The organism is Sinorhizobium meliloti, from assembly GCF_017876815.1.
GTDB classification, from domain to species: Bacteria; Pseudomonadota; Alphaproteobacteria; order Rhizobiales; family Rhizobiaceae; genus Sinorhizobium; species Sinorhizobium meliloti.
On the sequence record NZ_JAGIOS010000001.1, the window covers coordinates 770,824 to 795,261 of the forward strand.

Annotated in this window: 22 protein-coding genes and 2 pseudogenes; 10 read left to right on the plus strand and 14 right to left on the minus strand. The window is 64.2% G+C overall.

Annotation, left to right across the window (positions count from 1 at the left end):
* Positions 1 to 6: 6 nt before the first annotated feature.
* From JOH52_RS03755 to JOH52_RS03770, 4 genes are all read right to left on the minus strand, one after another.
* On the minus strand, positions 7 to 618 hold the full coding sequence (locus JOH52_RS03755; protein WP_010968612.1) for a lysophospholipid acyltransferase family protein: 612 nt from the start codon (positions 616 to 618) through the stop codon (positions 7 to 9).
* The gene (locus JOH52_RS03760; protein ID WP_010968611.1) at positions 615 to 1,280 is read right to left on the minus strand and encodes a CDP-alcohol phosphatidyltransferase family protein; all 666 of its coding nucleotides are present in this window, start codon (positions 1,278 to 1,280) and stop codon (positions 615 to 617) included. Before JOH52_RS03760 ends, JOH52_RS03755 begins: the two co-directional genes overlap by 4 nt.
* A gap of 95 nt (positions 1,281 to 1,375) precedes the next feature.
* A complete protein-coding gene (locus tag JOH52_RS03765; RefSeq protein ID WP_013843893.1) occupies positions 1,376 to 2,551 on the minus strand; it encodes an AI-2E family transporter in 1,176 nt (391 codons plus the stop codon).
* 194 nt (positions 2,552 to 2,745) lie between these two features.
* Positions 2,746 to 3,981, minus strand: coding sequence for an MFS transporter (locus JOH52_RS03770; protein WP_010968609.1), 1,236 nt, complete (start codon positions 3,979 to 3,981; stop codon positions 2,746 to 2,748).
* A 337-nt stretch (positions 3,982 to 4,318) separates the two neighbouring features.
* Here JOH52_RS03770 and JOH52_RS03775 point away from each other — a divergent pair, with 337 nt between their 5' ends.
* Both JOH52_RS03775 and pgi read left to right on the plus strand, forming a co-directional pair.
* Positions 4,319 to 6,019 (plus strand): long-chain fatty acid--CoA ligase, encoded by a 1,701-nt coding sequence (locus JOH52_RS03775; protein ID WP_010968608.1) that lies wholly within the window; start codon positions 4,319 to 4,321, stop codon positions 6,017 to 6,019.
* A 315-nt stretch (positions 6,020 to 6,334) separates the two neighbouring features.
* Positions 6,335 to 7,960 (plus strand): glucose-6-phosphate isomerase, encoded by a 1,626-nt coding sequence (gene pgi / locus JOH52_RS03780; RefSeq protein ID WP_010968607.1) that lies wholly within the window; start codon positions 6,335 to 6,337, stop codon positions 7,958 to 7,960.
* A gap of 132 nt (positions 7,961 to 8,092) precedes the next feature.
* Here pgi and JOH52_RS03785 read toward each other — a convergent pair whose 3' ends face one another.
* The 6 genes and pseudogenes from JOH52_RS03785 to JOH52_RS03810 form a co-directional block, all read right to left on the minus strand.
* Complete coding sequence (locus JOH52_RS03785; RefSeq protein WP_107010430.1) at positions 8,093 to 9,019, minus strand: carbohydrate kinase family protein; 927 nt, start codon at positions 9,017 to 9,019, stop codon at positions 8,093 to 8,095.
* A 56-nt stretch (positions 9,020 to 9,075) separates the two neighbouring features.
* Positions 9,076 to 9,774, minus strand: a complete 699-nt coding sequence (locus JOH52_RS03790) for an orotate phosphoribosyltransferase (protein ID WP_010968605.1) — start codon at positions 9,772 to 9,774, stop codon at positions 9,076 to 9,078.
* 17 nt (positions 9,775 to 9,791) lie between these two features.
* Entirely contained in the window at positions 9,792 to 10,835 is a 1,044-nt protein-coding gene (pyrC, locus tag JOH52_RS03795) for a dihydroorotase (protein WP_014528915.1), read from the minus strand.
* A 189-nt stretch (positions 10,836 to 11,024) separates the two neighbouring features.
* Complete coding sequence (locus JOH52_RS03800) at positions 11,025 to 11,645, minus strand: nucleoside triphosphate hydrolase (RefSeq protein WP_010968604.1); 621 nt, start codon at positions 11,643 to 11,645, stop codon at positions 11,025 to 11,027.
* A complete protein-coding gene (locus tag JOH52_RS03805; RefSeq protein ID WP_003531508.1) occupies positions 11,642 to 12,424 on the minus strand; it encodes an ATP-binding cassette domain-containing protein in 783 nt (260 codons plus the stop codon). The genes JOH52_RS03800 and JOH52_RS03805 overlap by 4 nt, the downstream gene beginning before the upstream one ends.
* A pseudogene (locus JOH52_RS03810) lies at positions 12,424 to 12,663 on the minus strand (ABC transporter permease subunit); the annotation flags it as partial. The pseudogene JOH52_RS03810 and the gene JOH52_RS03805, both read right to left, overlap by 1 nt.
* Before the next feature lie 115 nt (positions 12,664 to 12,778).
* Here JOH52_RS03810 and JOH52_RS03815 point away from each other — a divergent pair.
* Positions 12,779 to 13,942 (plus strand): IS4-like element ISRm16 family transposase, encoded by a 1,164-nt coding sequence (locus JOH52_RS03815; protein WP_014529144.1) that lies wholly within the window; start codon positions 12,779 to 12,781, stop codon positions 13,940 to 13,942.
* 20 nt (positions 13,943 to 13,962) lie between these two features.
* On the opposite strand, the pseudogene JOH52_RS03820 reads toward JOH52_RS03815, so the two are convergent.
* Positions 13,963 to 14,814: pseudogene (locus tag JOH52_RS03820) on the minus strand (ABC transporter permease); the annotation flags it as partial.
* Positions 14,815 to 15,095: 281 nt separating this feature from the next.
* Positions 15,096 to 16,121 carry a sugar ABC transporter substrate-binding protein gene (locus tag JOH52_RS03825; protein WP_003531511.1) on the minus strand — a complete coding sequence of 342 codons (1,026 nt, stop codon included), beginning with the start codon at positions 16,119 to 16,121 and terminating at the stop codon, positions 15,096 to 15,098.
* 351 nt (positions 16,122 to 16,472) lie between these two features.
* Between JOH52_RS03825 and JOH52_RS03830 the strand changes: the two genes are divergently transcribed.
* A complete protein-coding gene (locus JOH52_RS03830; protein ID WP_014528913.1) occupies positions 16,473 to 17,702 on the plus strand; it encodes an ROK family transcriptional regulator in 1,230 nt (409 codons plus the stop codon).
* A 4-nt stretch (positions 17,703 to 17,706) separates the two neighbouring features.
* The gene (locus JOH52_RS03835; RefSeq protein WP_010968602.1) at positions 17,707 to 18,135 is read left to right on the plus strand and encodes an RbsD/FucU family protein; all 429 of its coding nucleotides are present in this window, start codon (positions 17,707 to 17,709) and stop codon (positions 18,133 to 18,135) included.
* 66 nt (positions 18,136 to 18,201) lie between these two features.
* On the opposite strand, the gene JOH52_RS03840 is transcribed toward JOH52_RS03835, so the two are convergent.
* A complete protein-coding gene (locus JOH52_RS03840; protein ID WP_010968601.1) occupies positions 18,202 to 18,639 on the minus strand; it encodes a DoxX family protein in 438 nt (145 codons plus the stop codon).
* Positions 18,640 to 18,874: 235 nt separating this feature from the next.
* On the opposite strand from JOH52_RS03840, the gene JOH52_RS03845 reads away from it, so the two are divergent.
* Both JOH52_RS03845 and cyaD1 read left to right on the plus strand, forming a co-directional pair.
* Entirely contained in the window at positions 18,875 to 19,579 is a 705-nt protein-coding gene (locus JOH52_RS03845) for a Crp/Fnr family transcriptional regulator (RefSeq protein WP_003531516.1), read from the plus strand.
* A gap of 61 nt (positions 19,580 to 19,640) precedes the next feature.
* Positions 19,641 to 21,512: an adenylate cyclase CyaD1 gene (cyaD1, locus tag JOH52_RS03850; RefSeq protein WP_107010429.1), complete on the plus strand. Its 1,872-nt coding sequence runs from the start codon at positions 19,641 to 19,643 to the stop codon at positions 21,510 to 21,512.
* Positions 21,513 to 21,739: 227 nt separating this feature from the next.
* Here the strand turns inward: cyaD1 and JOH52_RS03855 are convergent, their stop codons facing one another.
* Positions 21,740 to 22,354 carry a FecR domain-containing protein gene (locus tag JOH52_RS03855; RefSeq protein WP_003531518.1) on the minus strand — a complete coding sequence of 205 codons (615 nt, stop codon included), beginning with the start codon at positions 22,352 to 22,354 and terminating at the stop codon, positions 21,740 to 21,742.
* Positions 22,355 to 22,552: 198 nt separating this feature from the next.
* On the opposite strand from JOH52_RS03855, the gene JOH52_RS03860 reads away from it, so the two are divergent.
* The 3 genes from JOH52_RS03860 (at position 22,553) to JOH52_RS03870 (ending at position 24,305) form a co-directional block, all read left to right on the plus strand.
* Complete coding sequence (locus JOH52_RS03860; RefSeq protein WP_010968599.1) at positions 22,553 to 23,014, plus strand: hypothetical protein; 462 nt, start codon at positions 22,553 to 22,555, stop codon at positions 23,012 to 23,014.
* 111 nt (positions 23,015 to 23,125) lie between these two features.
* Positions 23,126 to 23,932 carry a 2', 3'cyclic nucleotide phosphodiesterase SpdA gene (gene spdA, locus JOH52_RS03865; protein ID WP_003531522.1) on the plus strand — a complete coding sequence of 269 codons (807 nt, stop codon included), beginning with the start codon at positions 23,126 to 23,128 and terminating at the stop codon, positions 23,930 to 23,932.
* Positions 23,933 to 23,990: 58 nt separating this feature from the next.
* On the plus strand, positions 23,991 to 24,305 hold the full coding sequence (locus JOH52_RS03870) for a YkgJ family cysteine cluster protein (RefSeq protein ID WP_003531524.1): 315 nt from the start codon (positions 23,991 to 23,993) through the stop codon (positions 24,303 to 24,305).
* Positions 24,306 to 24,438: the final 133 nt, after the last annotated feature.

Consider the following 24,438-nt stretch of genomic DNA (forward strand, 5'->3'; position numbering starts at 1 on the left):
GCGGCCTCATCCGATGGGCTCCGGCGCAAGTGCGGCGACCGCTGCGCGGGCGCGTTCCAGAAAAGCCTCCTTCTCTTCGCCGGCGTGGTGCGCGACCGGCGGTCCGAAACGCACCGTGCAGCTGATCGGTACGGGCAGAAAGGTTCCCTTGGGAAAGGCGCGCGAGGGATTGTCGAGATAGGTCGGGATCAGTTCCACGTCGGGAAATTCCTGCGACAGCCAATAGAGCCCGCTCTTGAACGGCCCCGGCAATCGCTCGCTGCGGCGCGTGCCCTCCGGGAAAAGAATGAGCGACTCGCCCTCGCAGAGCACGTTGCGCAAGGGTGCCAGAGCGGCTCCGGGCGGCCCCTGCGTCGAGCGCTCGACGAGCACGCCATTCAGCACCTTTAGCCCGATATGACGCCTCACGGCGCCCCTGCCCCAATAGTCCGCCGCGGCGATCGGATGCGTCGATGCGCGCAACGCACGCGGCAGCGCCGACCAGATCAGCAGCGTGTCGAGATGGCTCGAGTGATTGGCGAAATAGATGCGCTGGCGCATTTCCGCCCGCGAGCCCATCCAGTGCGCCTGTCCGCCGACGATGAACCGCGTGAGGCCGATCAATGCCAGGTCGATCACGGATTCGCGCCTTCCCGAATGCGCGAGACGATGGCCTTGGTGCGGGTCGCGCATGTGAGAAGCGCGCCGGCAAGGATGATCCACGCCGTGGCGTAAAGCACGAGGCGCTCTGTCATCAGAAATGCTTCCCCGAATGCCAGCACGCAGGCGAGACTCATCAACGCCATGCGATGCTGCTTCGCCATGGGACCGCGGAAGTCCTGAGCCTGGCGGAGCGATCCGCCGAAGACGCGCACATAGGCCGTCAAGGCGGCCGCAAGCGCCCCCGCCCAGCCGAGCCATCCCGCGCCGGCGGCATAGCCGAGTGCAACGATGAGCAGGGTGTCGGCGACCCGGTCGGGAAACTCGTTGTAGAGCGCTCCGACCGGCGAACCGCGCCCGCCCTCGACCGCCACCATGCCGTCGAGAAGATTGCACAGGAGGCGCAACTGGATGGCGGCGAGCGCCACGGGATAAAGGAACGGCCAGCGGGCTGCAGAAAGGAGGGCCGCCGCCCCCAATGCGGCAAACACGACGCTTGCGAGCGAGATCTGGTTGGGCGTGACCGAAGTCTTCAGAAGCAACGCCGTCAGGCGCCGCGCGAAGCCGCTGTCGCGCGCTGCGATAGGGCGCCGATCCGCGACCGGCCCATCTGCGTCTTCGCCGTCAGGTGCGACACTCATGTTCGAGAGGTACGGCCTACAAATTAAGGATTGCAGTCTGTCTTAAAACAACTTCCATGCAAATGCCATACGGCCGCGTTGCTCCCGGTTCCGTCTCACTTGGCGGAAATATCCACCCTGGATATCCCGTTGACGGGCGGCTCCGGCTGGCTCGTCACCTCGCGCAGCCATTCGCGCCAGATGGCGACGAGCAGCGCCATCAGTACCGGACCGACGAAGAGACCGAGAAATCCCATCGTCTTGACGCCGCCGATCAGGCCGAAAAACGTCGGCAGGAAGGGCAGCTTGATCGGGCCGCCGACGAGCCTCGGCCGCAATGTCTTGTCTACGATGAAGAGCTCCGTCGTACCCCAGGTGAAGAGCGCGATGCCATGGACGGGCGAGCCGCTTGCGACGAGATAGACCGAGACCAGGGTGAAACAGAGTGGGGCACCGCCCGGAATGAGCGCCATGATGCCGGTGAGGATGCCGAGCGTGACCGGCGACGGCACGCCAGCGAGCCAATAGGCGACACCGAGCACGATGCCTTCGCCGATCGCGATGATACCCATGCCGGTGACGGTCGAGCTGATCGTAAGGGGCACCACGCGCGACAGCCTCTCCCAGCGCATCGGGAAGATCCGTTCGCCGAGATGGTCGAGCTGCTTCGAAAAGGACTGGCCGTCGCGATAGACGAAGAAGAGCGTGATCAGCATGAAAAGGAGCGTCAGGAAGGACTGGAAGGCGGAGGCGCCGACCACGAGCACGCCGCGATAGATATTGCCGATATTGGAGCCGCTGACGAGCTGCACCAATTCCCCGAGAGCGCCGGGGTGACCGACATATTTGACCCATTGTTCGCCGAGCCAGGCGCCCACCGCCGGGATCGTCGCCAGCCAGGCAGGCGCCGGCGCGCCGTTCGCATTGGTCGCAACCGCCCATACGAGCCAATCGCGCACCTCTTCCACGGCATAGATCGCGGCGAGCGAGATCGGCACGACGATAAAGGCGACGACCGAAATGATGGCGATCGTCGCGGCAAGAGTGCGGTTTCCGTTCAGGCCCTGAAGCAGCCGCCAATAGATGGGCCAGCTCGCAAAGCCGATGACCACCGCCGCAAGCACCGGCACGAGGAAACCATGAAAGAAATAGACGCCGCAAAGCAGAATGAGAACGAGCAGCCACCGGGCCGCCGAAATCGGCACGACGAGGGCGGAGCGTGAATGGGCCGGCTGCCCGAAGAGCCGCGGCTCCACGGGAAGGTTCTCTCGATCGCGATTGCCCAATTGCACCAATTCTCCTCCGTCTCTTCGAACCTTACAACAAACCCGCAACCTTGCCAGCCCGTTCCGCTCCGCTGGACGCGGTTTCCGGCGCAATGATGGCGGCCGGCTCCGAATCGGCGCTTTACGCGAGAACACGCGCATTTTCACCTAGCAAGCGCACGTGACAGGAGATTGGAGCGGATGAGGAAAATCGCGAGCCGTCAGGCTACGCGCCCCGTCCGCCGGCGATCCACGATCACCGAAGCGAGGAAGATGGCGAAACCGCCTATGCCGAGCACGGCGCCGACGAGCCCCGGCGAAGTCCAGCCGTAACCGGCGGCGATGGCAATGCCGCCGAGCCAGGCGCCGAGGGCATTGGCGAAATTGAAGGCGGAATGACTGAGGGCTGCCGCGAGCGTCTGCGCCTTTCCGGCGACGTCCATCAGGCGGGTCTGGACGCCCGGAACGACGGCGAAGCCGCCGCCGATGAAAAGCACGTTGACGATCGCCATCCAGGGGCTTGTCATGGTGAAATAGAAGAGGATGTAGGCGAAGACGTTGAAGACGAGCGCGATGCCGATGGCGCGCGTGAGCGACCAATCGGCGAGCCGCGAACCCACGATATTGCCGAGGATCATGCCGGCGCCGAAGACCGACAGCATGACGGGCACATTGGCGACGGAAACGCCCGCGACCTGGGTCAGCGCCGGTGCGATATAGGTGAAGACGGCGAACATTCCGCCGCAACCGATCGCACAGATACCGAGCAGCAACCAGACCTGGAGGCTCCCCAGCGCGCTCAGTTCCCGCAGCGGCGTCGCCTGCGGATCGCCCCTGTCCCGCGGCACGTGGAGCCAGATCAGGACCATCGTCATGAGGCTGATGCCGCCGACGATCGCGAAGGCGCTGCGCCATCCGAGCGCCTGGCCGAACCAGGCGACGAGCGGCGTGCCGAAAAGAGTGGCGATCGTCAGGCCCATCATGACCCGACCGACTGCGCGCGCCCGCTGGTTTGGTGCCGCAAGTCCTGCCGCGACCAGTGCCGCCACGCCGAAATAGGCGCCGTGCGGCAGGCCCGCGAAGAAGCGCGCGGCGACGAGCGGGTGGAAACTTGGCGCAACGGCGGACGCGAAATTGCCCAATGCAAAGACGGCCATCAATACCAGCAGCACATGAAAGCGGGCGAACCGCGCCGCAAGTACCGCGATCAACGGCGCGCCGACGACCACGCCGAGCGCGTAGGCGCTGATGACGGCGCCCGCCGCCGGCACCGAGACGGCGACGTCGTCTGCGACCTGAGGCAACAGGCCCATGATGGCGAATTCGCCGGTACCGATACCGAAACCACCGACTGCCAGCGCGATTTCCGTCGCGGAAACCCTGTTACGGGATTTGCCCACGTTCGCGGGGCCAATATTCGTGGGGCCGATATCGGCGGAAAGGACATCTTCGGACATGCGTGGCCTTGGCTCGCGGCCCGTCGGCCGCCGCTTGGGAGGAATTTGGTGAATATCTTTGGGGACCTCGGCGCAGCCGATGTCGTGGCAGGTTTATACTGCAGTGCAGTATAGGCGAGCCGGCTGCACCTGCAAGAACTGTGCTGCAGCGCACATCAAAATTTCACAAGCCGGTGCATAGCTGCCGATTGTTGACGTTTACGTCAAAGTTATATAATTCGGATTACGGCTTGAAGAGGCGAGCTAAAAGCAGCATCTTCGACGGAGAGGAAGATCGGGAGGGATTTTTCTTCGCCGTGATGACGGCCGTTCATTGGCGACCAGAGGGAGGAAGGTCATGGCGGAAGCAAGCACGCAACAGGCGGGCTCCAGCACGGCGAAGATTTGGCTTGGATCCTACCCGCCGGGCGTGCCGGCCGAAATCGGCCCGCTCACCTATCGATCCATCGGCGAATTCTTCGATCACGCGGTTGCGCAATATTCCTGGCGCCCCGCATTCACCTGCATGGGCAAGGCACTGACCTTCTCCGATCTCAATACGCATTCGGCGAAAATCGGCGCCTGGCTGCAGTCGCTGGGGCTCGCGAAGGGCGATCGGGTTGCGGTGATGATGCCCAACATCCTTCAAAATCCGGTCATCGTCTATGGGATCCTGCGAGCCGGCTTCACCGTCGTCAACGTCAATCCGCTCTATACGCCGCGCGAACTGGAGCACCAGTTGGTGGATGCCGGCGCCAAGGCGATCTTCGTGCTTGAGAATTTCGCTCATACGGTCGAGCAGGTGCTGGCCCGCACGGAGGTCAAGCATGTCGTGGTCGCCAGCATGGGCGACATGCTTGGTGCGAAGGGGGCAATCGTCAATCTGGTGGTGCGCCGCGTCAAGAAGCTCGTCCCCGCCTGGTCGATTCCAGGTCACCTTTCGTTCAAGACGGTTCTTGCCAAGGGCGCGACGCTCGGCTTCAAGCGCCCGAACGTAGCGCCGGGAGATGTCGCCTTCCTGCAATATACGGGCGGCACCACCGGTGTTTCCAAGGGCGCAACGCTGACGCACGCCAATCTCCTGTCCAACATGGCCCAGATGGAGCTGTGGCTGAACACGGCCTTCCTGCGCAAGCCGCGCCCGGAGAGCCTCACCTTCATGTGCGCGCTTCCGCTCTACCATATCTTCGCGCTCACGGTGAATTCGCTGATGGGACTGGCAACCGGCGGCAACAACATCCTGATACCGAACCCGCGCGACATCCCCGCCTTCGTCAAGGAGCTCGGCAGGTACAGGACGAACATCTTTCCGGGGCTGAACACGCTCTTCAACGCGTTGATGAACAATTCCGAATTCCGCAAACTCGACTTCTCTTCCCTGATCCTGACCTTCGGCGGCGGCATGGCGGTGCAGCGGCCGGTCGCCGAGCGCTGGCTGGAGCTGACCGGCTGCCCGATCCATGAGGGCTACGGACTTTCCGAGACGTCGCCGGTCGCCACCGCCAACCGCCTCGACACCGACGATTTCACCGGCACGATCGGCATACCGCTGCCCTCGACGGAGGTCGAGATCCGCGACGAGGACGGGCGCACGCTTCCCGTCGGCGAAATCGGTGAGATCTGCATTCGCGGGCCGCAGGTGATGGCGGGTTACTGGCAGCGCCCCGAGGAAACGGCCAGGGCCATTTCGCCGGACGGCTTCTTCCGCACCGGGGATGTCGGCTTCATGAACGCCGAGGGACTGACGAAGATCGTCGATCGGAAGAAGGACATGATCCTCGTCTCGGGATTCAACGTGTTCCCCAACGAGATCGAGGAAGTGGCGGCGACCCATCCCGGCATCCTCGAATGCGCCGCAATCGGCGTTGCCGACCCGCATTCCGGCGAGGCGGTCAAGCTCTTCGTCGTGCGCAAGGACCCGAACCTCACCGAAGAAGAGGTCAAGCGCCACTGTGCCGCCAGCCTCACCAACTACAAGCGGCCGCGATACGTGGAATTCCGCACCGAACTGCCCAAGTCGAACGTCGGCAAGATCCTGCGCAAGGACCTGCGCGGATAGCGGTTTGGGCGCGGAAATGCCCCTCATCCGGCCTGCCGGCCACCTTCTCCCCGCAGGCGGGGAGAAGGGACTCGCGGCACCGGCTCGCTCCATTTTGCCGCAGAGTGCGCGTCCGAGTCCCCTCTCCCCGCCTGCGGGGAGAGGGCTAGGGTGAGGGGCAGTCTTCGCCGCCCTACCGATGGAGAAAAGCGCCCGCCTTTTTTCGCTGCAGCGCACACCCGCCCTTGATTTGCCGCGGTTAAACCGACTAGCTATCGCAGCCAAATTCCGATGCCCCCATTCCCATGCCCTAGTTGCGATGCAAGGAGCCCTGCGATGAAAGCGCTTGTCGAAAACCTGAAAGCCACTGCACGCGAGACCGATGCGACCGATATCCGCGCCGCCTTCGCGGCCGATCCGAACCGTTTCTCGCGCTTCAGCACGGCGTTCGACGACCTCCTCTTCGACTATTCCAAATGCGCGGTGAACGACAGGATCATCGACGGGCTCGAAGCGCTCGCCAAGGCGGCGAAGGTCGAGGAAAAGCGCGATGCCATGTTCCGCGGCGATATCATCAACATCACCGAGGAGCGCGCGGTTCTGCATACGGCGCTGCGGAACAGGTCGAACCGGCCGGTCCTCGTGGACGGGAAGGACGTCATGCCGGACGTCAATGCCGTGCTCGAGGCAATGGGCAAGTTCGCTGACGATATCCGCTCCGGTGCCTTGAAAGGAGCCACGGGCAAGAAGATCACCGATGTCGTCAATATCGGTATCGGCGGTTCGGATCTCGGCCCGGTCATGGCGACGCTGGCGCTTGCCCCCTTCCACGACGGGCCGCGGCTGCACTTCGTTTCCAACGTCGACGGCGCCCACATCGCCGACACGCTGACGCTGCTCGATCCCGAGACCTCTCTCTTCATCGTCGCCTCCAAGACCTTCACCACGATCGAGACGATGACCAATGCGGCGACCGCCCGCGCCTTCATCGCCGGCAAGCTCGGCGAGGCGGCGGTAGGCCATCACTTCGCAGCCGTCTCCACCGCCCTCGACAAGGTCGGCGCCTTCGGCATCGATGCCGCCCGCGTCTTCGGCTTCTGGGACTGGGTCGGCGGACGCTATTCCATCTGGTCGGCGATCGGACTGCCGTTGATGATCGCGATCGGCAAGGAGAATTTCGGCCGCTTCCTAGACGGCGGCCATGCGATCGACGAGCATTTCCGCAGCGCGCCGCTTCGTCAGAACATCCCCATGCTGCTTGGGCTCATCGGCTTCTACAATCGCAACGTTCTCGGCTATCCGTCGCGGGCGATCCTGCCCTACGACCAGCGGCTGACGCGCTTTCCGGCCTATCTGCAGCAGCTCGACATGGAATCGAACGGCAAGGGCGTGACGCTCGACAGCCAGCCGGTCGAATTCTCGACCGGTCCCGTCGTCTGGGGCGAGCCCGGCACCAACGGCCAGCATGCCTTCTATCAGCTCATCCACCAGGGAACCGATGTCATTCCCGCCGAGTTCATGATCGCGGCGAATGGCCATGAAAAAGACCTGCGCCACCAGCACCAGCTCCTGATGGCGAACTGCCTGGCGCAGTCGGAAGCGCTGATGAAGGGGCGTACGCTGGCGGAGGCCAAGGCGCAGCTGACCTCCAAGGGCATGGACGATGCTAAGGCCGACAAGATCGCACCGCACCGCGTCTTCACCGGAAACCGGCCGTCGCTGACCATCGTCTACGACCAGCTCGACCCCTTCGCGCTCGGCCGTCTGATCGCGCTTTACGAACATCGCGTCTTTGTCGAAGGCGCGCTCTTCAACATCAATTCCTTCGACCAGTGGGGCGTCGAGCTCGGCAAGGAACTGGCGACCGGCCTGCTGCCCGTCATCGAAGGCAAGGAAAGCGCCGAGGGCCACGATTCCTCGACCGCCGGCCTCGTTGCCGCGCTGCTGAAGGCGGCACGCTGATCGACAGCCGATCGGAGTGATCGGTCAGCCGCGCGGATTCTCCCCCCTTGTGGGGGAGATGGCGGCAGCCGGAGGGGCATCACGGCCGCGCGTGCTGCGTGGACCCGCCGATACGGCGTAGTCGCACCAACGTCAGAGCCCGAGTTCGTGTCGCCAGGGCGGATTGGCGCCTGCGCGCGAAACAGTGACGGCCGCAGCCTTCGCTGCGAGCGTCAGGGCCTGGCGGATCGCCTCGTCGGTCAGGCTTGCCACCCTCTCCTTGGTCAGGAGGTTGTTGAACTTCAGCGAGGCCAGCACCCCGGCGTCGAAAGTGTCGCCCGCGCCGACCGTATCGACGACCTCGACCCGTTCGCTCGCGACCTCGACCTTGTGGCCGTTCGTATAACCGACGGCGCCGTCCGCGCCGCGGGTGATCAGCACCAGTTTCGGGCCGCGTTTCAGCCATTCGGCTGCGAGTGCGTCGTGGCTGCCCTCCATGCCGAACCAGGCGAGGTCCTCGTCGGAGAACTTGACGATATCCGACATGGCCGCCATTCGGTTCATGCGTCCGACATGCGCCTCCCGGTCTTTGATGAAGCCGGGGCGGATATTCGGATCGAAGGAGATCACCCGTTTTTCGTGCTCCCGCGCCATCAGCGCCTCATAGGTGGAGCCGCAGGGCTCGGGAATGAGGCTGATCGCGCCGAAATGCAGCGCCTCGCAGAAATCTCCGAGCGCCGGAAGGTGCTCCGCAGTGATCATCCGCCCGGCCGTGCTCTCGTCGAAGAAGGCGTAACTCGCATGCCCGTCGACGAGCTTCACGAAGGCAAGCGTCGTGTGCAGCGGCAGCGTGGCGCAGGGAGCGAAATCGACATTCGCGGCCTTGAGCGTCGCGCGCAGGATGTCTCCGAACATATCGTCCGAAAGGCCGGTGAAAAAGCCTGTGGGGACGCCGAGCCGGCCGAGCGCGACGGCCGTGTTGAAGATCGCGCCGCCCGCATAGGGCGCAAAGGCGCTCTCGCCCGCCGTCGTCTCCCGCGGCAGCATGTCGATCAGGGCCTCTCCGCAGCAAACGATCATGTCCATTCCTCCCCAAACATATTCAATCGATCCGGCAAATCGCGCCAAGCCCTTCGTTACTGGACCGCGAGCGCCCTGACGCCCCCGTTTCGGCCCGACCAGTCGAGCGGAGCATTGAGGAAGGCTTCGACCTCGTTCAGTGTCTTCTCGTCGAACAGCGCCAGTTCGCGCGCGACGGCAAGCACGTTGCGCCAGGTGGCGATGTAGTGCAGGTCGACGCCCTTCGACTTCATGTTGCCGCGCGCCTCCGGGAAGATGTCATAGTAGAAGAGGGCGATGCCGTGCTCGACCACGCCGCCGGCCGCGCGGATCGCATCGATGAACTTGAACATCGAGCCGCCGGCGGTCGTCAGATCCTCGATGACAAGGACACGCGCACCCTCAGGCATATAGCCCTCTATCTGGGCGTTGCGGCCGTGCCCCTTCGGCGCCTTGCGTACATAGATCATCGGCAGGCCAAGACGCTCGGCAAGCATTGCCGCGAAGGGAATACCGGCGGTCTCGCCGCCGGCCACCACGTCGAACTGCTCGAAACCGGCTTCGCGGAGGATCGTGGCGGCAGCGAAATCCATGACCGCCGAGCGGATGCGCGGATAGGAGACCAGCTTGCGGCAGTCGATATAGACCGGGCTCGCCATGCCGGAGGCGAGCCTGTAGGGCTCGTCGGCGCGAAAATGCACGGCCTTGATTTCCCAGAGCATCTTCGCGACCAGCTCGGCCATCACGGCCTTGTCGGTGAATGCGTTCGAAAACATGGACTCTCCTTCGGCTATCAGGCCTGTGTCACGGCCCAGTGGAGCGGGAACATCGGGTCGAAAACCGTGACCGGACCGGCTTCGGTCTCGATCCTGGCAGGGTAGCTGACCGGCTCCTCCTGCTTGCGCAGCGTGATCGTCTCCTCGTTTGCCGGCAGGCCGTACCAGGCGGGGCCGTTCAGCGAGGTGAAGGCTTCCAGCCGGTCGAGCGCACCCTCTTCCTCGAAGACGTGAGCGAGGCAGCTCAAGGTGTTGATCGATGTGTAGATGCCGGCACAGCCGCAGGCGCACTCCTTAAGCGGGTCGACATGCGGGGCAGAGTCCGTGCCCAGGAAGAAGCGGACGTCGCCCGAGATCGCCGCCTGGCGAAGCGCCAGCCGATGCGCCTCGCGCTTCGCCACCGGCAGACAGTAGTAATGCGGCTTGATGCCGCCGACGAGGATGGCGTTGCGGTTGATGATCAGGTGATGGGTGGTGATGGAGCCGGCAAGATTGGCCGCATGCTCGCGGATGTAGTCGACGCCGTCCTTCGTCGTCACATGCTCCATGGTGATCCTGAGATCGGGCAGGCGCCGGCGGAGCGGGTCGAGAACGGTTTCGATGAAGACCGCCTCGCGGTCGAAAATGTCGACCTCGGCCGTCGTCACCTCGCCATGGACGCAGAGCGGCAGGCCGATCTCGGCCATGCGCTCGAGCACCGGCATGGCCTTGTCGATATCGCGGACGCCGCTCGACGAATTGGTTGTGGCGCCGGCCGGATAGAGCTTGACGGCCTTGACGAGGCCGCTCCTGAACCCGGCTTCCACATCTCCCGGATCGGTGCCCTCGGTAAGATACAGCGTCATCAGCGGCTCGAACCGGTCCCCTGCGGGAATGGCGGCGAGGATGCGCTCGCGATAGGCGGCCGCATCGGCGGAGGTCACCACGGGCGGCACCAGATTGGGCATGATGATGGCGCGCGCGAAATGGCGGCTCGTATCGGCAATCACGCCGCGCAGGATGCCGCCGTCGCGAAGGTGAAGATGCCAATCATCAGGGCGGCGTATAACGAGGTCTTGCATATCAGCGTTCTCCCGATGCTCGCGCCCGATCCGCGCGGCCGGCATCAGGGCGTACCGGTGCGCTCGAAGGGCGGCAACTCATGTGGTGAAACCGCGCCTCGATAACACCATTGCGCCGCCGAAGACAATGGCCATTCGAAAGCTCACCGCAGTCCGCGGCCGGAAACTGCGGGACGAATGCCGAGCACTCTAAAAGTCCCTGATCACGACATCCGCCGGCCTGCGGCTGTCGACGACCCGGCGGGCATTGGGTATGTCGTTGCCATAGGCCTTGCTGCGCGCCGCGTCTTCGTCATAGCCGTGGTCGTACCAGCGCTGCAGGAGCCGCCGCTCGAGCACCTCCAGACCCGGATCGATGAAGATCGAATAATCGAAAGCGCCGTCGAGGCCGTTCCAGGGCGCTTCGTCGAGCAGCAGGTAGTTGCCCTCGGCAAGCACGATACGCGTCTCGGGCGCGATGATCCTCGCCGAGGCAATCGCCAGTTCCCGGGAGCGGTCGAAGACCGGGACGAGAACCTCGCCGTCATCGGCGCGGACGGCGGCAAGCGTTGCGAGAAAGGATCGGACGTCGAAGGTCTCGGGTGCCCCCTTGCGGGCAAGCAGCCCTTTTTCCTCGAGAACGGCATTGTCCATGTGAAACCCGTCCATGGGCAACACCGCCGCCTTTTCGCCCGCCTGCGTGATCGCCTCCGCAAGCGTTTCGGAAAGCGTGGACTTACCGGCGCCGGGCGGACCGGCGATGGCGACGATGAAGCGGCCGGAATTGACCGTCCGCTTCAGGATTTCATCCGCAAGGGATTTGACGCTCATGCCGCGATCGCCTCGCGCGGCGGCTCCTTCGCACCGGTCATGAAGGCCACCGCATCGGACATGGTGTAATCCTTGGGATTGATGACGCAGAGGCGGCGGCCGAGACGATGGATGTGGATCCGGTCCGCGACTTCGAAGACATGCGGCATGTTGTGCGAGATCAGCACGATCGGCAAGCCGCGGCGACGAACGTCGAGGATCAGCTCCAGCACGCGCCGGCTTTCCTTCACCCCGAGCGCCGCCGTCGGCTCGTCCATGATGACGACCTTGGAACCGAAGGCGGCGGCGCGCGCCACCGCAACGCCCTGGCGTTGTCCGCCGGAGAGCGTCTCGACCGCCTGGTTGATGTTCTGGATGGTCATCAGACCGAGCTCGGAGAGCTTCGCCCGCGCCTGCTTTTCCATGGCGGCGCGGTCGAGCGAGCGGAACCACTTGCCCATGATGCCCGGCTTGCGGATCTCCCGGCCGAGGAACATGTTGTCGGCGATCGAGAGTGCCGGCGACAGGGCGAGGTTCTGATAGACCGTTTCGATGCCGGCTTGCCTCGCCTCCATCGGCGAGCGGAACTGGATGGGCTTGCCTTCCAGCCGGATCTCGCCTTCGTCCGGCGTGACGGCGCCCGATATCGCCTTGATCATCGAGGACTTGCCGGCGCCGTTGTCGCCGATCACGGCCAGGATCTCGCCGGGATAGAGGTCGAAATCGGCGCGGTCGAGGGCGGTCACGCGGCCATAGCGCTTGACGAGGCCGCGAGCGGTGAGAATGGGTTCCTGTGCCATCAGGCTGCTACCTTTCTGATCCACTGGTCGATTGCAACGGCGATGATGATCAGCAAGCCGATCAGGAGATAGGTCCATTGCGGGTCGGTGCCCATGAGGCGCAGGCCGAGCGAGAAGACGCCGACGATCAGCGCGCCGAAGAGCATGCCCATGATGGAGCCGCGGCCGCCGAAGAGCGAGATGCCGCCGATCACCACGGCAGTGATCGATTCGATATTCGCAAACTGGCCCGCTGTCGGCAGGGCTGTCCGGGGAAAGTTCCGGGTGAATCGAAATGTCGCAGGCGCATGCCCCGTCAGACGGCGTTTTTCCGTCTATTTTCTGGTTGTCGAGACTCAGAAAAGGAGACGGAGCATGCGGTTCACCCCTAGCATTTTCGCCCAGCTGCTGAAAGCGATTGATCGCCGCAGCTTTCAGGCGATTGTGGGTCGTCATGCCGGGGATGCCTACGACAAGTGCTTTACCAGCTGGGATCATCTGGTGGCACTGATCTATGCCCAGTTGAGCGCCACGACCAGCCTGCGCGGGTTGGAGGCGAGCTTCAACGCCAACAGTCAGCATCATTACCATCTCGGCAGTGGCCGGCTGATGCGCTCGACGCTGTCGGACGCCAACCGCCGCCGCCCGGTCGCCGTCTTCGCCGAGACCTTCGCGCTTCTGGCCGGTCAGCTCGACCGGCAGACGCGCCGGGAGGGCACCAAGATGCTGCGGCTGATCGATTCGACCCCGATACCGCTGGGTAAGCTGTACGATTGGGCCAAGTCGAACGGCCGCATCCGCGGCATGAAGCTGCATGTCGTCTATGATCCCAAGGCCGATTGTCCAGGCATCCTCGACATCACCGACGCCAACGTCAACGACGCCCAGATCGGCCGCACGATCACCATCGAAAAGGGCGCAACCTATGTCTTCGACAAGGGCTACTGCCATTACGGCTGGTGGACGGCGATCGCCGAAGCCGGCGCCAGTTTCGTCACCCGGCCGAAGACCAACATGGGACTGGCTTTGGTCGCTGAACGCCCCGTTGAGCAACCTCAAGGCGATGGCTTCCTGGTCCTCGAAGACAGCCAGGTCAGCCTCGCCAGCAAGGGCGATTCCAAGCTGCCGATCGGCTTGCGCCGGGTAATCGTCAAGCGCCAGGACGGCGATACGATCACGCTTCTGACCAACGACCTCGAGCGCTCCGCCGTCGAGATCGGCCAGCTCTATAAGGATCGCTGGCAGATCGAGCTTCTGTTCCGCTGGATCAAACAGCACCTCAAGATCCGCAAGTTCCTCGGCAACAACGACAACGCCATCCGCCTGCAGATCTTCGCGGCGATGATCGCCTATGCACTGTTGCGCATCGCCGCCCGCCTCGCCCGCGTCCCTCTACCGATCCTGCGCTTCACCGACCTCGTCACCCAGTGCCTGTTCCAGCGCAAAAGCATCGCCGAAATCCACAAGCCGCCGCAGGTCAATCCAAGCCGACCAAAACCCCGGACCATCCCAAACCAAATGGTCTTCCGCTATGCATGAATTTTCCCCGGACAGCCCTGCGCTGTCGGGGAGACTGAGCCGATGCGGCCGATGAGGGCCCAGCCGGCAAGGGCGCAGATGAGGCCGGAGAGCGTATAGATGGAGATGAGCATGCGCGTGACGTTGACGCCGGCGAGCTTGGCAGCCTCGGGGTCGTCGCCGACGGCATAGACATAGCGCCCCCAGGCGGTGCGGTTCAGGACATACCAAAGAAGGCAGACGAGGAGCACCATCACCACGACGCCGTAGGTGAAGACGGCATTGCCGATGCGGAAGTTCTGGCCGAAGAACTGCAGGATCGAGGCATTCGCGGAAATGTCCTGAGCCCGGATCGTCTCATTGGCGGAATAGAGGAAGTTCGAGGCGAGCACGATCTGCCACATGCCGAGCGTGACGATAAAGGGCGGCAGCTTCATGCGCGCGACGAGCGTTCCGTTGATGTAGCCGCAAAGCGCCCCCACCCCAAGGCCGCAGATGACGGAGAGCGCCGGCGGGAAGCCGTAGCGGAAGGTGAACTGCCCCATGATGACGGACGAGAGCACCATGATGGCGCCGACCGAAAGATCGATACCGGCGGTCAGGATCACGAGCGTCTGAGCGGCACCGACGATACCGACGATCGCCACCTGCTGCAGGATCAGCGTCATGGTGAAGGCGGAAAAGAACTTGCCGCCGAGAATGACCCCGAAGGCGATCAGCGACAGGACCAGCACGATCAGCGGCACCGCGGCCGGGCTCGAATGCAGGAAGTGCTGCAGCTTCTGAAGCAGCGTCTTATCATGCGCGTCGAATGACGCTACGTCCGTCGAACTGTCGGCCAGGACCTTTTCGAATTCCTGGGATGGCTGTGCGGCTGTGTTTGTTTCGCCCATGGGGACTCCTCCCGTGAACCCCGCTCAAGAAGGGGGTGCATTGCTGCAGGATGCGCGGCCCACCGGTCGAAGCGGCGAGCCTCAGAACGCTCCACGAAATCCGGCCTGCGCCGCGATCGGTTCTGAGAAGCCAGAGCGGAACGCGGGCAAGAAGCACCTCGCGCCTTCCTCGCCCCGCCCTGAAAATTGCGCAGGTTTTCGATGCCTTGTCAAAGACCTCGGCACTTGCGGGAAGGGCGGCCGGGGCCGCCCTTCCCTTCAACGCCTGTGTGCGTGGCCGATCAGCCCCAGCACTTCTCCATGCCGGTCTTGGTATCGATCGACTCGACGCCGGATACCGGCTTGTCGGTGACGAGCGAAACGCCGGTGTCGACGAAGTCCTTGCCTTCGGTCGGCGTAGGCTTCTCGCCCGTATCGGCGAACTTCTTGATCGCCTCGATGCCGAGCGCCGCCATCATCAGCGGATACTGCTGCGACGTCGCGCCGATCACGCCCTCGGCGACATTCTTGACGCCCGGGCAGCCGCCGTCGACGGACACGATCAGCACGTCCTTCTCGCGGCCGACGGACTTCAGCGCCTCATAGGCGCCGGCGGCGGCCGGCTCGTTGATCGTGTGGACGACGTTGATGGTCGGGTCCTTCTGGAGGAGGTTCTCCATCGCGGTCCGGCCGCCCTCTTCGTTGCCGTTGGTGATGTCATGGCCGACGATGCGAGGATCATCCTCGTCGCCGATCTTGTTCGGGTCCTTGGGGTCGATGCCGAAACCGATCATGAAGCCCTGGTCGCGCAGCACATCGACGGAGGGCTGCGACGGCGTCAGGTCGAGGAAGGCCACCTTGGCTTCCTTGGCGGCATCGCCGAGTGTTGCGGCCGCCCACTGGCCGATGAGTTTGCCGGCAAGCAGGTTGTCCGTCGCAAAAGTGGCGTCGGCGGCATCGAGGGGTTCGAGCGGCGTGTCGAGCGCGATGACCAGAAGACCCGCATCCCGCGCCTTCTGGACCTGCGGCACGATACCCTGGGTATCGGAGGCGGCAATCAGGATACCCTTGGCGCCATCGGCGATGCAGGTCTCGATCGCAGCGACCTGGCTCTCGGAATCCCCGTCGATCTTGCCGGCATAGGACTTCAGGGTGACGCCCAGTTCCTTGGCCTTGGCGGCCGCGCCTTCCTTCATTTTCACGAAAAAGGGATTGGTGTCGGTTTTGGTGATGAGGCATGCCGACACCTCGGCTGCCTGCGAGGGCGATGCGAAAGCCACGCCCATGGCGAGCGCGCCGAATGCGGCAGAAAGAACTGTCTTCTTCATTAAATCCTCCCAAGGATGAAAAATGCCGGCGCGCCGGCTTCAGGACCCGCTGCAGCATTCTCCTCAGCTGCAGACGGCGCTTCCGATGGTCAATCAAGCATCAAAAATCCACCGTGTCAATAAATAAATCAAATTGAATTATTATCTCGTTGTGGCATTCTGCACGTGGTATCGCCTCGGTCCGACCGGGAGGATTTGGGCATCGGCGATCGTGGGCTGGATGCGGACAGCCCCACGCGAAGCGAGCGGGTGCCGTGATCGGAGTGCGATCGCGGTAAAGCTTTAAGGTACTGCATGGCCGTACCCGGATCGGGGTGGAACCGTACGGTACCAATGGGAGGAAACGGTGGCATGTCACTGACAGATGGCCCCTATGCGGGGCCGCCCCAGCCGGATGTGGTCGACCCGAGCGGCGGGGCCAATCAAACGCGCGTGCGCGCCTATAACGAACGGCTGGTCATGTCGCTGGTGCGCCGTCACGGCAGCTTGTCCAAGGCCGAGATCGCGCGCCGATCCGGTCTATCGGCGCAGACCGCCTCCGTCATCATGCGGTCGCTCGAAGCCGACGGGCTGCTCGTCCGCGGCGCGCCGGTGCGCGGCCGGGTTGGACAGCCCTCCATCCCCATGCGGCTCAATCCGGATGCGGTCTATTCCTTCGGCGTGAAGATCGGCCGGCGCAGCGCCGATCTGGTGCTGATGGATTTTCTCGGCACCATCCGGCTGCACCTGCATCAGATCCATACCTATCCGCTGCCCGAGGAGATCGTCAGCTTCATCGTCGGGGGCATCGGCAAGCTCGAGGGACAGCTTGGCCCCGGCGAGCGCGGCCGCATTGCCGGCGTCGGCATCGCCACGCCGTTCGAACTGTGGAACTGGTCGGAGGAAGTCGGCGCGCCGCGCGAAGAGATGGACAGGTGGCGCGATTTCGACCTGCAGGCGGCGGTCGCCTCGCGCATCCGGCATCCGGTTTTCCTTCAGAACGACGGAACCAGCGCCTGCGGTGCCGAACTCGCCTTTGGTGTGGGCGCCAGTTATCCCGATTTCGTCTATTTCTATATCGGCTCCTTTATCGGCGGCGGCGTCGTGATCAACTCCGCCCTCTTTTCCGGACGAACCGGCACCGCCGGCGCCGTCGGCCCGCTGCCTGTCGCCGGCAAGGACGGCAAGTCGACGCAGTTGCTGAAAATCGCCTCGGTCTTCGTCCTGGAAAAGCTCCTGCGCGAACGCGGCATCGACCCGGAGCCGCTCTGGTACTCCGCCGACGACTGGATCGATTTCGGCGAACCGCTCGAAATATGGATTCAGGATGCGGCGGCAGCGCTTGCGCAAGCCGTCGTCTCCGCGGTTTCCGTCCTCGATTTTTCGGCGGCCGTGATCGACGGCGGCTTTCCGCCCTGGGTGCGTGCGCGCCTTCTTGCCGCGACGCGAAAGGCCCTCCAGACGCTCGACCTGCAGGGCGTCACGGTTCCGGACCTCGTCGAAGGCACCGTCGGCAGCCACGCCCGCGCGATCGGCGGCGCAAGCCTGCCGCTCTTCTCCCGCTATCTGCTGGACACCAATGTCCTCTTCAAGGAGCTTTAAGCCGTTGCTGAAAGGAATAAGCCCCATTCTGAGCCCGGAGCTTCTCTCCACATTGAGAGCGATGGGGCACGGCGACGAGATTGCGCTCGTCGACGGAAACTATCCCGGGCTGGAGCACGCGCGCCGGCTCATCCGGTTGGACGGGCACCCGCTTGTCCCCGTGCTCGACGCCGTATTGAGCATCCTGCCGATCGACGATTTCGTGCCGGAGGCGATCTTCCGGGCAACCGTGAAACAGGACCGCGACGCGCTCGACCCGGTGCATCGGGACATCATTGCCTGCTGTCGGAAACATGAGCCGGCACAGCCGGTCGTTCCTTTGCTCGGAGCCGATTTCTATCAGCGGGTGAAGGCGGCCCATGCGGTGGTGCAGACCAGCGAACCGCGGCTATACGGCAACGTCATCCTGCGCAAGGGCGTCATCTACCCTTGAGATCGTGACGCAACAAAGAACCCGCCGGCGAGCCGGCGGGTTCTTTCTCGACCAGCAATGCTTGGGTCAGGCAGCAACGGCCCTTCCGGTGCGGGCATCGAGCGAGAGCGCGCCCGGGCCGAAGCCTGCCAGCACCAGGAAGGCGCCGGCGATCGTGATGTTCTTCATCATCATGATCTGGTTGAAGACCGTCAGCAGACCGTTTGCAGCCGGCGGGAAGTCCGGGACGTTGATTGCGCCGCTATGGAAGACGAAAGCGGTGACCACGCAGAAGGCGGCGAGCAGATAGGATGCGATACGGGTCTGAAACCCGACGAGGATCGCAAGACCGGCAACGAGTTCGAAGAGACCGGCGAGATAGGCGAGCGCCGTTGCGGCAGGCCAACCGGCACCGGTGATCATACCGGCCGTCGCCGACGGGTCGGTGAGCTTGCCGAAGCCGGAGGTTATGAAGATGATCGAGAGAAGAATGCGCCCGATGAGCACGATGACATTCTGGGACATGCGCGAGGCTCCTGTTGGGAAACGTGTTGGCAGCAGAGATAACAAGCTTTTCGAAATCCTCTAGCCGCCCGCCCGGCGACAGATCGTTCACAATCTAGAGACGGAATCGATTCGTCGTCAACTGATGCCTTGCCGCTTTGGCCTCGGTCGGCCAAACAAGCGCTTTTCTGTTGCAAGATGAGGCGACAGAGTCAAAACTCCCCGACGCGTAAAGGGGAACGCAGGGGTAATCGCAATGGCTGAAGTCATCCGGAGTTCCGCCTTCTGGCGGTCCTTCCCTATATTCGAAGAGTTCGACAGCGAAACCCTGTGCGAGCTATCGGGCATCGCCAGCTACCGGAAATGGTCCGCGGGCACGGTCATCTTCCAACGCGGCGACCAGGGCGACTACATGATCGTGGTGGTTTCCGGACGCATCAAGCTTTCGCTGTTCACGCCGCAGGGCCGCGAACTCATGTTGCGGCAGCACGAGGCAGGGGCGCTGTTCGGCGAGATGGCGCTGCTCGACGGACAACCGCGATCGGCGGATGCGACCGCCGTCACCGCCGCCGAGGGCTATGTGATCGGCAAGAAGGATTTCCTCGCCCTCATCACGCAGAGGCCGAAGACCGCCGAGGCGGTGATCCGCTTCCTCTGCGCGCAATTGCGCGACACGACGGACCGGCTGGAAACCATCGCGCTCTATGATCTCAACGCCCGCGTCGCCCGCTTCTTCCTGGCGACGCTCCGCCAGATCCACGGTAGCGAGATGCCGCAAAGCGCCAATCTCCGGCTGACGCTCAGCCAGACGGACATCGCCTCGATCCTCGGAGCGAGCCGGCCGAAGGTGAACCGCGCGATCCTGTCGCTGGAGGAGAGCGGTGCGATCAAGCGCGCCGACGGCATCATCTGCTGCAATGTCGGTCGCCTGCTGAGCATCGCCGATCCGGAGGAGGATTGATGCCGCTTGCCCAAAAGCGGGCGGTTTCAAAGACTTGGAGCGGTTGAGCGTAAGGCCGAGGATGCATCACCGCATAACCCCGCTTTCCGGAGGGATCATCGCCAGCCTCGCCGCGGCGCTGCTGCTCTATCTCTATGCCGGAACCATCCTCGACACCCAGCGTGAACTCTTTTTCGACAGTCTCACTCAATGGGTCCCCTCGCCGAGGTCGCCGGACATCATCGTCGTCGACGTCGATCGTAAGGCCTATGAGGCGCATGGCGGCAGCTGGGACAGGGCCGCAACCGCGGATCTGATTACACGCTTGGCCGCGGCCGGGCCGAAGACGATCGCCGTCGATTTCGTTTTCAGTTCCGCCTGCGACCCGGCTTCGCCCGCAAACGCCGCGCTCGCTGCGGCGATCGGCAGAGCCCCGGTGGCCCTCGGCTTCTTGGCGGCCGGCCGCGTTCTCGCACGGCCGCGCCCCGTGCCGCCTCTGGCCCTCAGGCGCCAGCTGGCCGTCCCCGCGCAGTGGTTTATCGAAGGTGCGGAGACCTCCTGCCCGGCTTTCATGGACCGGGCGAAGGCCGCGACGGCCGCTTTTCTCGTCGGCGACGAGGATGCGCGGGTCCGGCGTGTTCAGGCTTACGCCATACTCGGCAACGATGCCTACCCGGCGCTCGGCATCGAAGCGGGGCGGCTTGCCGCCGACAGCAGCACGCCCGTTCTCGGCGGAGAACCCGCCTGGCTAAGGCTCGATCACGCGATCATCCCTCTCGATGAGAGCGGCAACCTGCGTTTCCCGGCAAGTTCCGGAGAGGCGATCGCCGCCCGCACGATCTCTGCCGCCGACATCCTCGCCGGTCGACTGGAGAAAAGCCGTCTGGCGGGAAGGCTCGTCTTGATCGGCAGCAGCATGCCGAGCCTTGGCGGCCTTCGGCCCACCGCCTCCATGCCGCTCCAGCCATCGGTTCAGATCCACGCCGATATCGCCAATGCGATCATGACGGGGTTCGTGCCTTACCGTGGCAGCAATCTGCCATTGATCGAGGCGGTCTTCGCCTTCGCAGCGGGAGTCGCTGCAGCCTACGCAGCAACCAGGCTTCGCCCGATGGCATCCCTTATGTTGGGCGCTGCGGCGGTGCTCGCAACAATCGCCTTTGCCGGTGCGATCTATGCCTCCACCGGTTGGCTCTTCGACGCAGTCGGCACATCCTTGGCACTGGCTGCGGTCCTCATCGTCACCAGCGCATTGCAGCTCGCGCGCACGCGGCGCGCAGAGGCGATCGCCCGGCGGAAATTCTCGCAATATCTGCCGCAGTCCGTGGTGGCGCGCTACATAGACGAGCCCGATCGCGGGCGCATGGCCGGTGAGGAACGCCCGGTGACGGCGCTTTTCACCGATATCGAGGGTTTCTCGACAGTTTCGCAAAAGCTTGATCCCCGCGAACTCGTGGCCCTGCTCGACATCTATTTCGCCGAGGTGAACGCGCTCGTCTCCGGGCATGGCGGCATGGTCGACAAGGTCGTCGGCGATGCCGTCCATGCTCTCTTCAACGCGCCCGAGGACCTGCCCGGCCACGTAGACAAGGCGATCGGCTGCGCCGCAGCGATCCATGCTCTGACCGAGGAGATGCGCAGACGTCCGCAATTTGCCGAACACGGTTTCGGCAGGACCCGCATCGGCATCGAAACCGGGCCGGCGGTACTGGGAGAGGTGGGCGCCGGCGGGAAGCTCGACTACACCGCCCATGGCGATGCGGTGAACCTCGCCGCTCGCCTTCAGGAGGCGAACAAGTTCCTCGGCACCGCCATCTGCATCGGCCCGGCGGCGGCTGCGCAGTCGAAGGCGGCGCTCAGATCCCTTGGCCGGCATGACATCAGGGGCTTCGGATCGATGGAGCTATTTACGGTAGCGGGCGATGGGCTGAACAAGCACCTTGGAGCGGAATGAGGGAACGCCGCCCCTCATCCCGCTGCCGCGACCTTCTCCACGCAAGCGGGGCGAAGGAGACCCCGCGGCACCCGCTCAAATCCCCTCTCCTCTTGTGGACCGCAGCGTGAGAGGGAGCGAGCGTGCGCTGCTTGCCCCTTCGCCCCGCCTGCGGGGAGAAGGGGCCGGCAGGCGGATGAGGGGCACACATCGACAGCAACCGCATCGCGGGATGCCAGCTATCGCCCCTACCTCAACCCGACGCTCGCATAGGCCTGGCGAATCCGCGCCTGGCCCCAGCGCGTCGGTTCGCTGGGTGCAGCACCCGGGCGGTTGATATCCACGCCCTGGCCGGCGGCGACTGTCCGTGTAACGCCGCCGCCCTGAACGGACACCACGCCATGTTCCACGAACACCGCGAAAGCCGCTCGGCTCGGGCCGCAGAAGAATTTCGTTCCCCGAACGCCGATCATGCCGAAGGCGGTGCGCACCGCGACGTCCGTCTTGGGCAAACCTTCGGGCCGGTCGAAGACCATCCGGCCGAGGCCCAGCTCCAGGGTTCCGCCCTGGCCGGCGATGTAGCTGTCGATCAGGAGTTCCGTTTGCGGCCCCAGCAGGATACGCGTTTCGCTGAGCGCGAGATCGGCGAAGCTGTTGCTGCTCGTCAGGACATAATCCTTGTCGAGAACCGCGCCGCCGATCGCCAGCCGTTCCTCGTCCCCGCCCTGCCGGCGGCGGACATTGCCGCGGATTTTCGCAGCCTTGCCCACGACCGGAGCTGCTGCCGTCGAACGGCCGCCCGATACGGTGGCAAGCAGCAGGCCGCCAAGAAAGATCCGTCTCCTCATCTCGAACTGCCGCATCGGCTTCTCCGCTGCGTTTCGCAGCGCTCCCTGTTCGGCCTCCGGCTCCTTACGAGGATAGACCGAGGCGTGCCCGATGCAAGACGCATCTTGGGGGCTGCTTCAACTCACCGTTTCATCGCCTTCACCGCTGTTTCCCGCGGAACAGATGCCGGGTCGGGGCGGCCCTAGGATGGTGTCGGTTAGAGGGAGAGCACCATGAAGAAACACGTTGGATCGAGCCTGTATCACCTGATCGCGGCCGCCGTGGTCTTGCCTCTGGTCGCGACCGCGCCCTCCGCGGCGCGTGCAGGCGATCTCACCGCCGCCGAGCAATGCGACCGCGAGGCCGGTAGCGAATTCGATCTCGAACGCAACAGGGCTTTCCCCGCCGTTGCGACGGAGGACATCCGCATCGGGGTGGCACTTTCCGCCTGTCGGGAAGCCTATAATCAGAACGGCGGCGCCCGGACGCAGTTCCAGCTCGCTCGCGTTCTCAACAGGGCTGGACAGAAGCTGCAGTCGGCACGAATTCTCGCCGAAGCCGCTGGGAATGGCCATGCTCTGGCAATGGCCAGCTATGCCGATCTCCTTGCCGAGCGCGGCATGGCCGGTACGTCCTCCGGCGATTTGCTGACGGCCCGGCGCTTCGCGCAGGCGACCACGGACGGATTGCAGTGATGAGGGCGGCGGACCGGTCTTCCGCATAGGTCCGACCCGCCCGAAAATGCCGCTTGACGCCTGCGAGCAGGCGCAGGAGCGTGACCCGCGAGACATCAACGCGGGACGCACATGACGAAGCTCATCATTTTCTCCGACCTCCACATGGTGCCCGAAGGCGAGACGATCATCGGGCTGGACCCGTACCGGCGGCTCGCCAACGGCATCGCCCACGTAAACCGCTACCATGCGGATGCCGACCGGGTGATCTTCGCCGGCGATCTGACGCATCGGGCGGACCGCGCTTCCTACGAGCGGCTGAAGGCGCTTCTCGGCGAACTCACCCCCCCGGCGGCGCTCATGATCGGCAATCACGACCGGCGCGATGTGTTTCTCGACGTCTTCGCGGAAGCGACGACCGACGCAAACGGCTTCGTCCAGCAGGTGCTCGATTTCGCCGATTGCCGCGCGATCCTGCTCGATACGCTGTTTGCACCGCCCTACGACTATCCGGTGAGTCACGCCGGCCACCTATGCGACAGGCGCCTTGCCTGGCTCGACCGGCAACTCGAGGAGGCCGGCGGCCGGCCGGCGCTGATCTTCATGCACCACCCGCCGCATATCAGCGGCTTTGCCGGCATCGATATGATCCGCCTCGTCAACGAAGACGACTTCTACGCCCTGGTGAAGCGGCACGGAAATGTTCGTCATATCTTCGCCGGCCACGTCCACCGCACCATCAGCGGCTCCAGTCGCGGCATTCCCTTCTCGATCTTCAAAAGTCCGGTGCACCAGCAGCCTATGCCCTTCGACACCGCGGACGCGTCCCTTTCGGTGGACGAGCCGGCGGCCTACGGCATAGCGCTGGTGACCGGCGACGGCGTGCTCGTGCATACGGAAGACTACGAGATAGCAAGGCGCGACGCGGTGGGAGCGTGACCTTCCGGCGCAAGAGGCAGGCATTCCGGCGCCACCCGCTTCGTGATAGGCTGGCGCCATGAGCCAATCCGTTCCCGCCCATCAGAATTTCGACTGCCAGAGCTGCGGCGCGTGCTGCGCGTATTCGGCCGACTGGCCGCGCTTTTCGCTGGAGACGGAGGAGGAGCTCGAGCGCATTCCGGCGGACTATGTGGCTGCGGATCTCGGCGGCATGCGCTGCGAGAGCGGCCGCTGCACGGCGCTTGAAGGCAAGCTCGGCCGTTCCGTCGCCTGCAAGGTCTACGACATACGCCCCATCGTCTGTCGCACCTGCATGCCGGGGGACGACGAGTGCCTGATGGCGCGGGAGCAACTTTTCGGGGCGGCATGCTGACCTATGATCATCCGGAACATTCGCTTGCGCTCCGTATAGTTCTCCTTTTGTCCGGCCTGTCGTGGAGAAACATTCGGCCATCAGGCTAATTTGCCGGATGGATGTTCGGCGATGGCACGCGTATTTTCTGCCA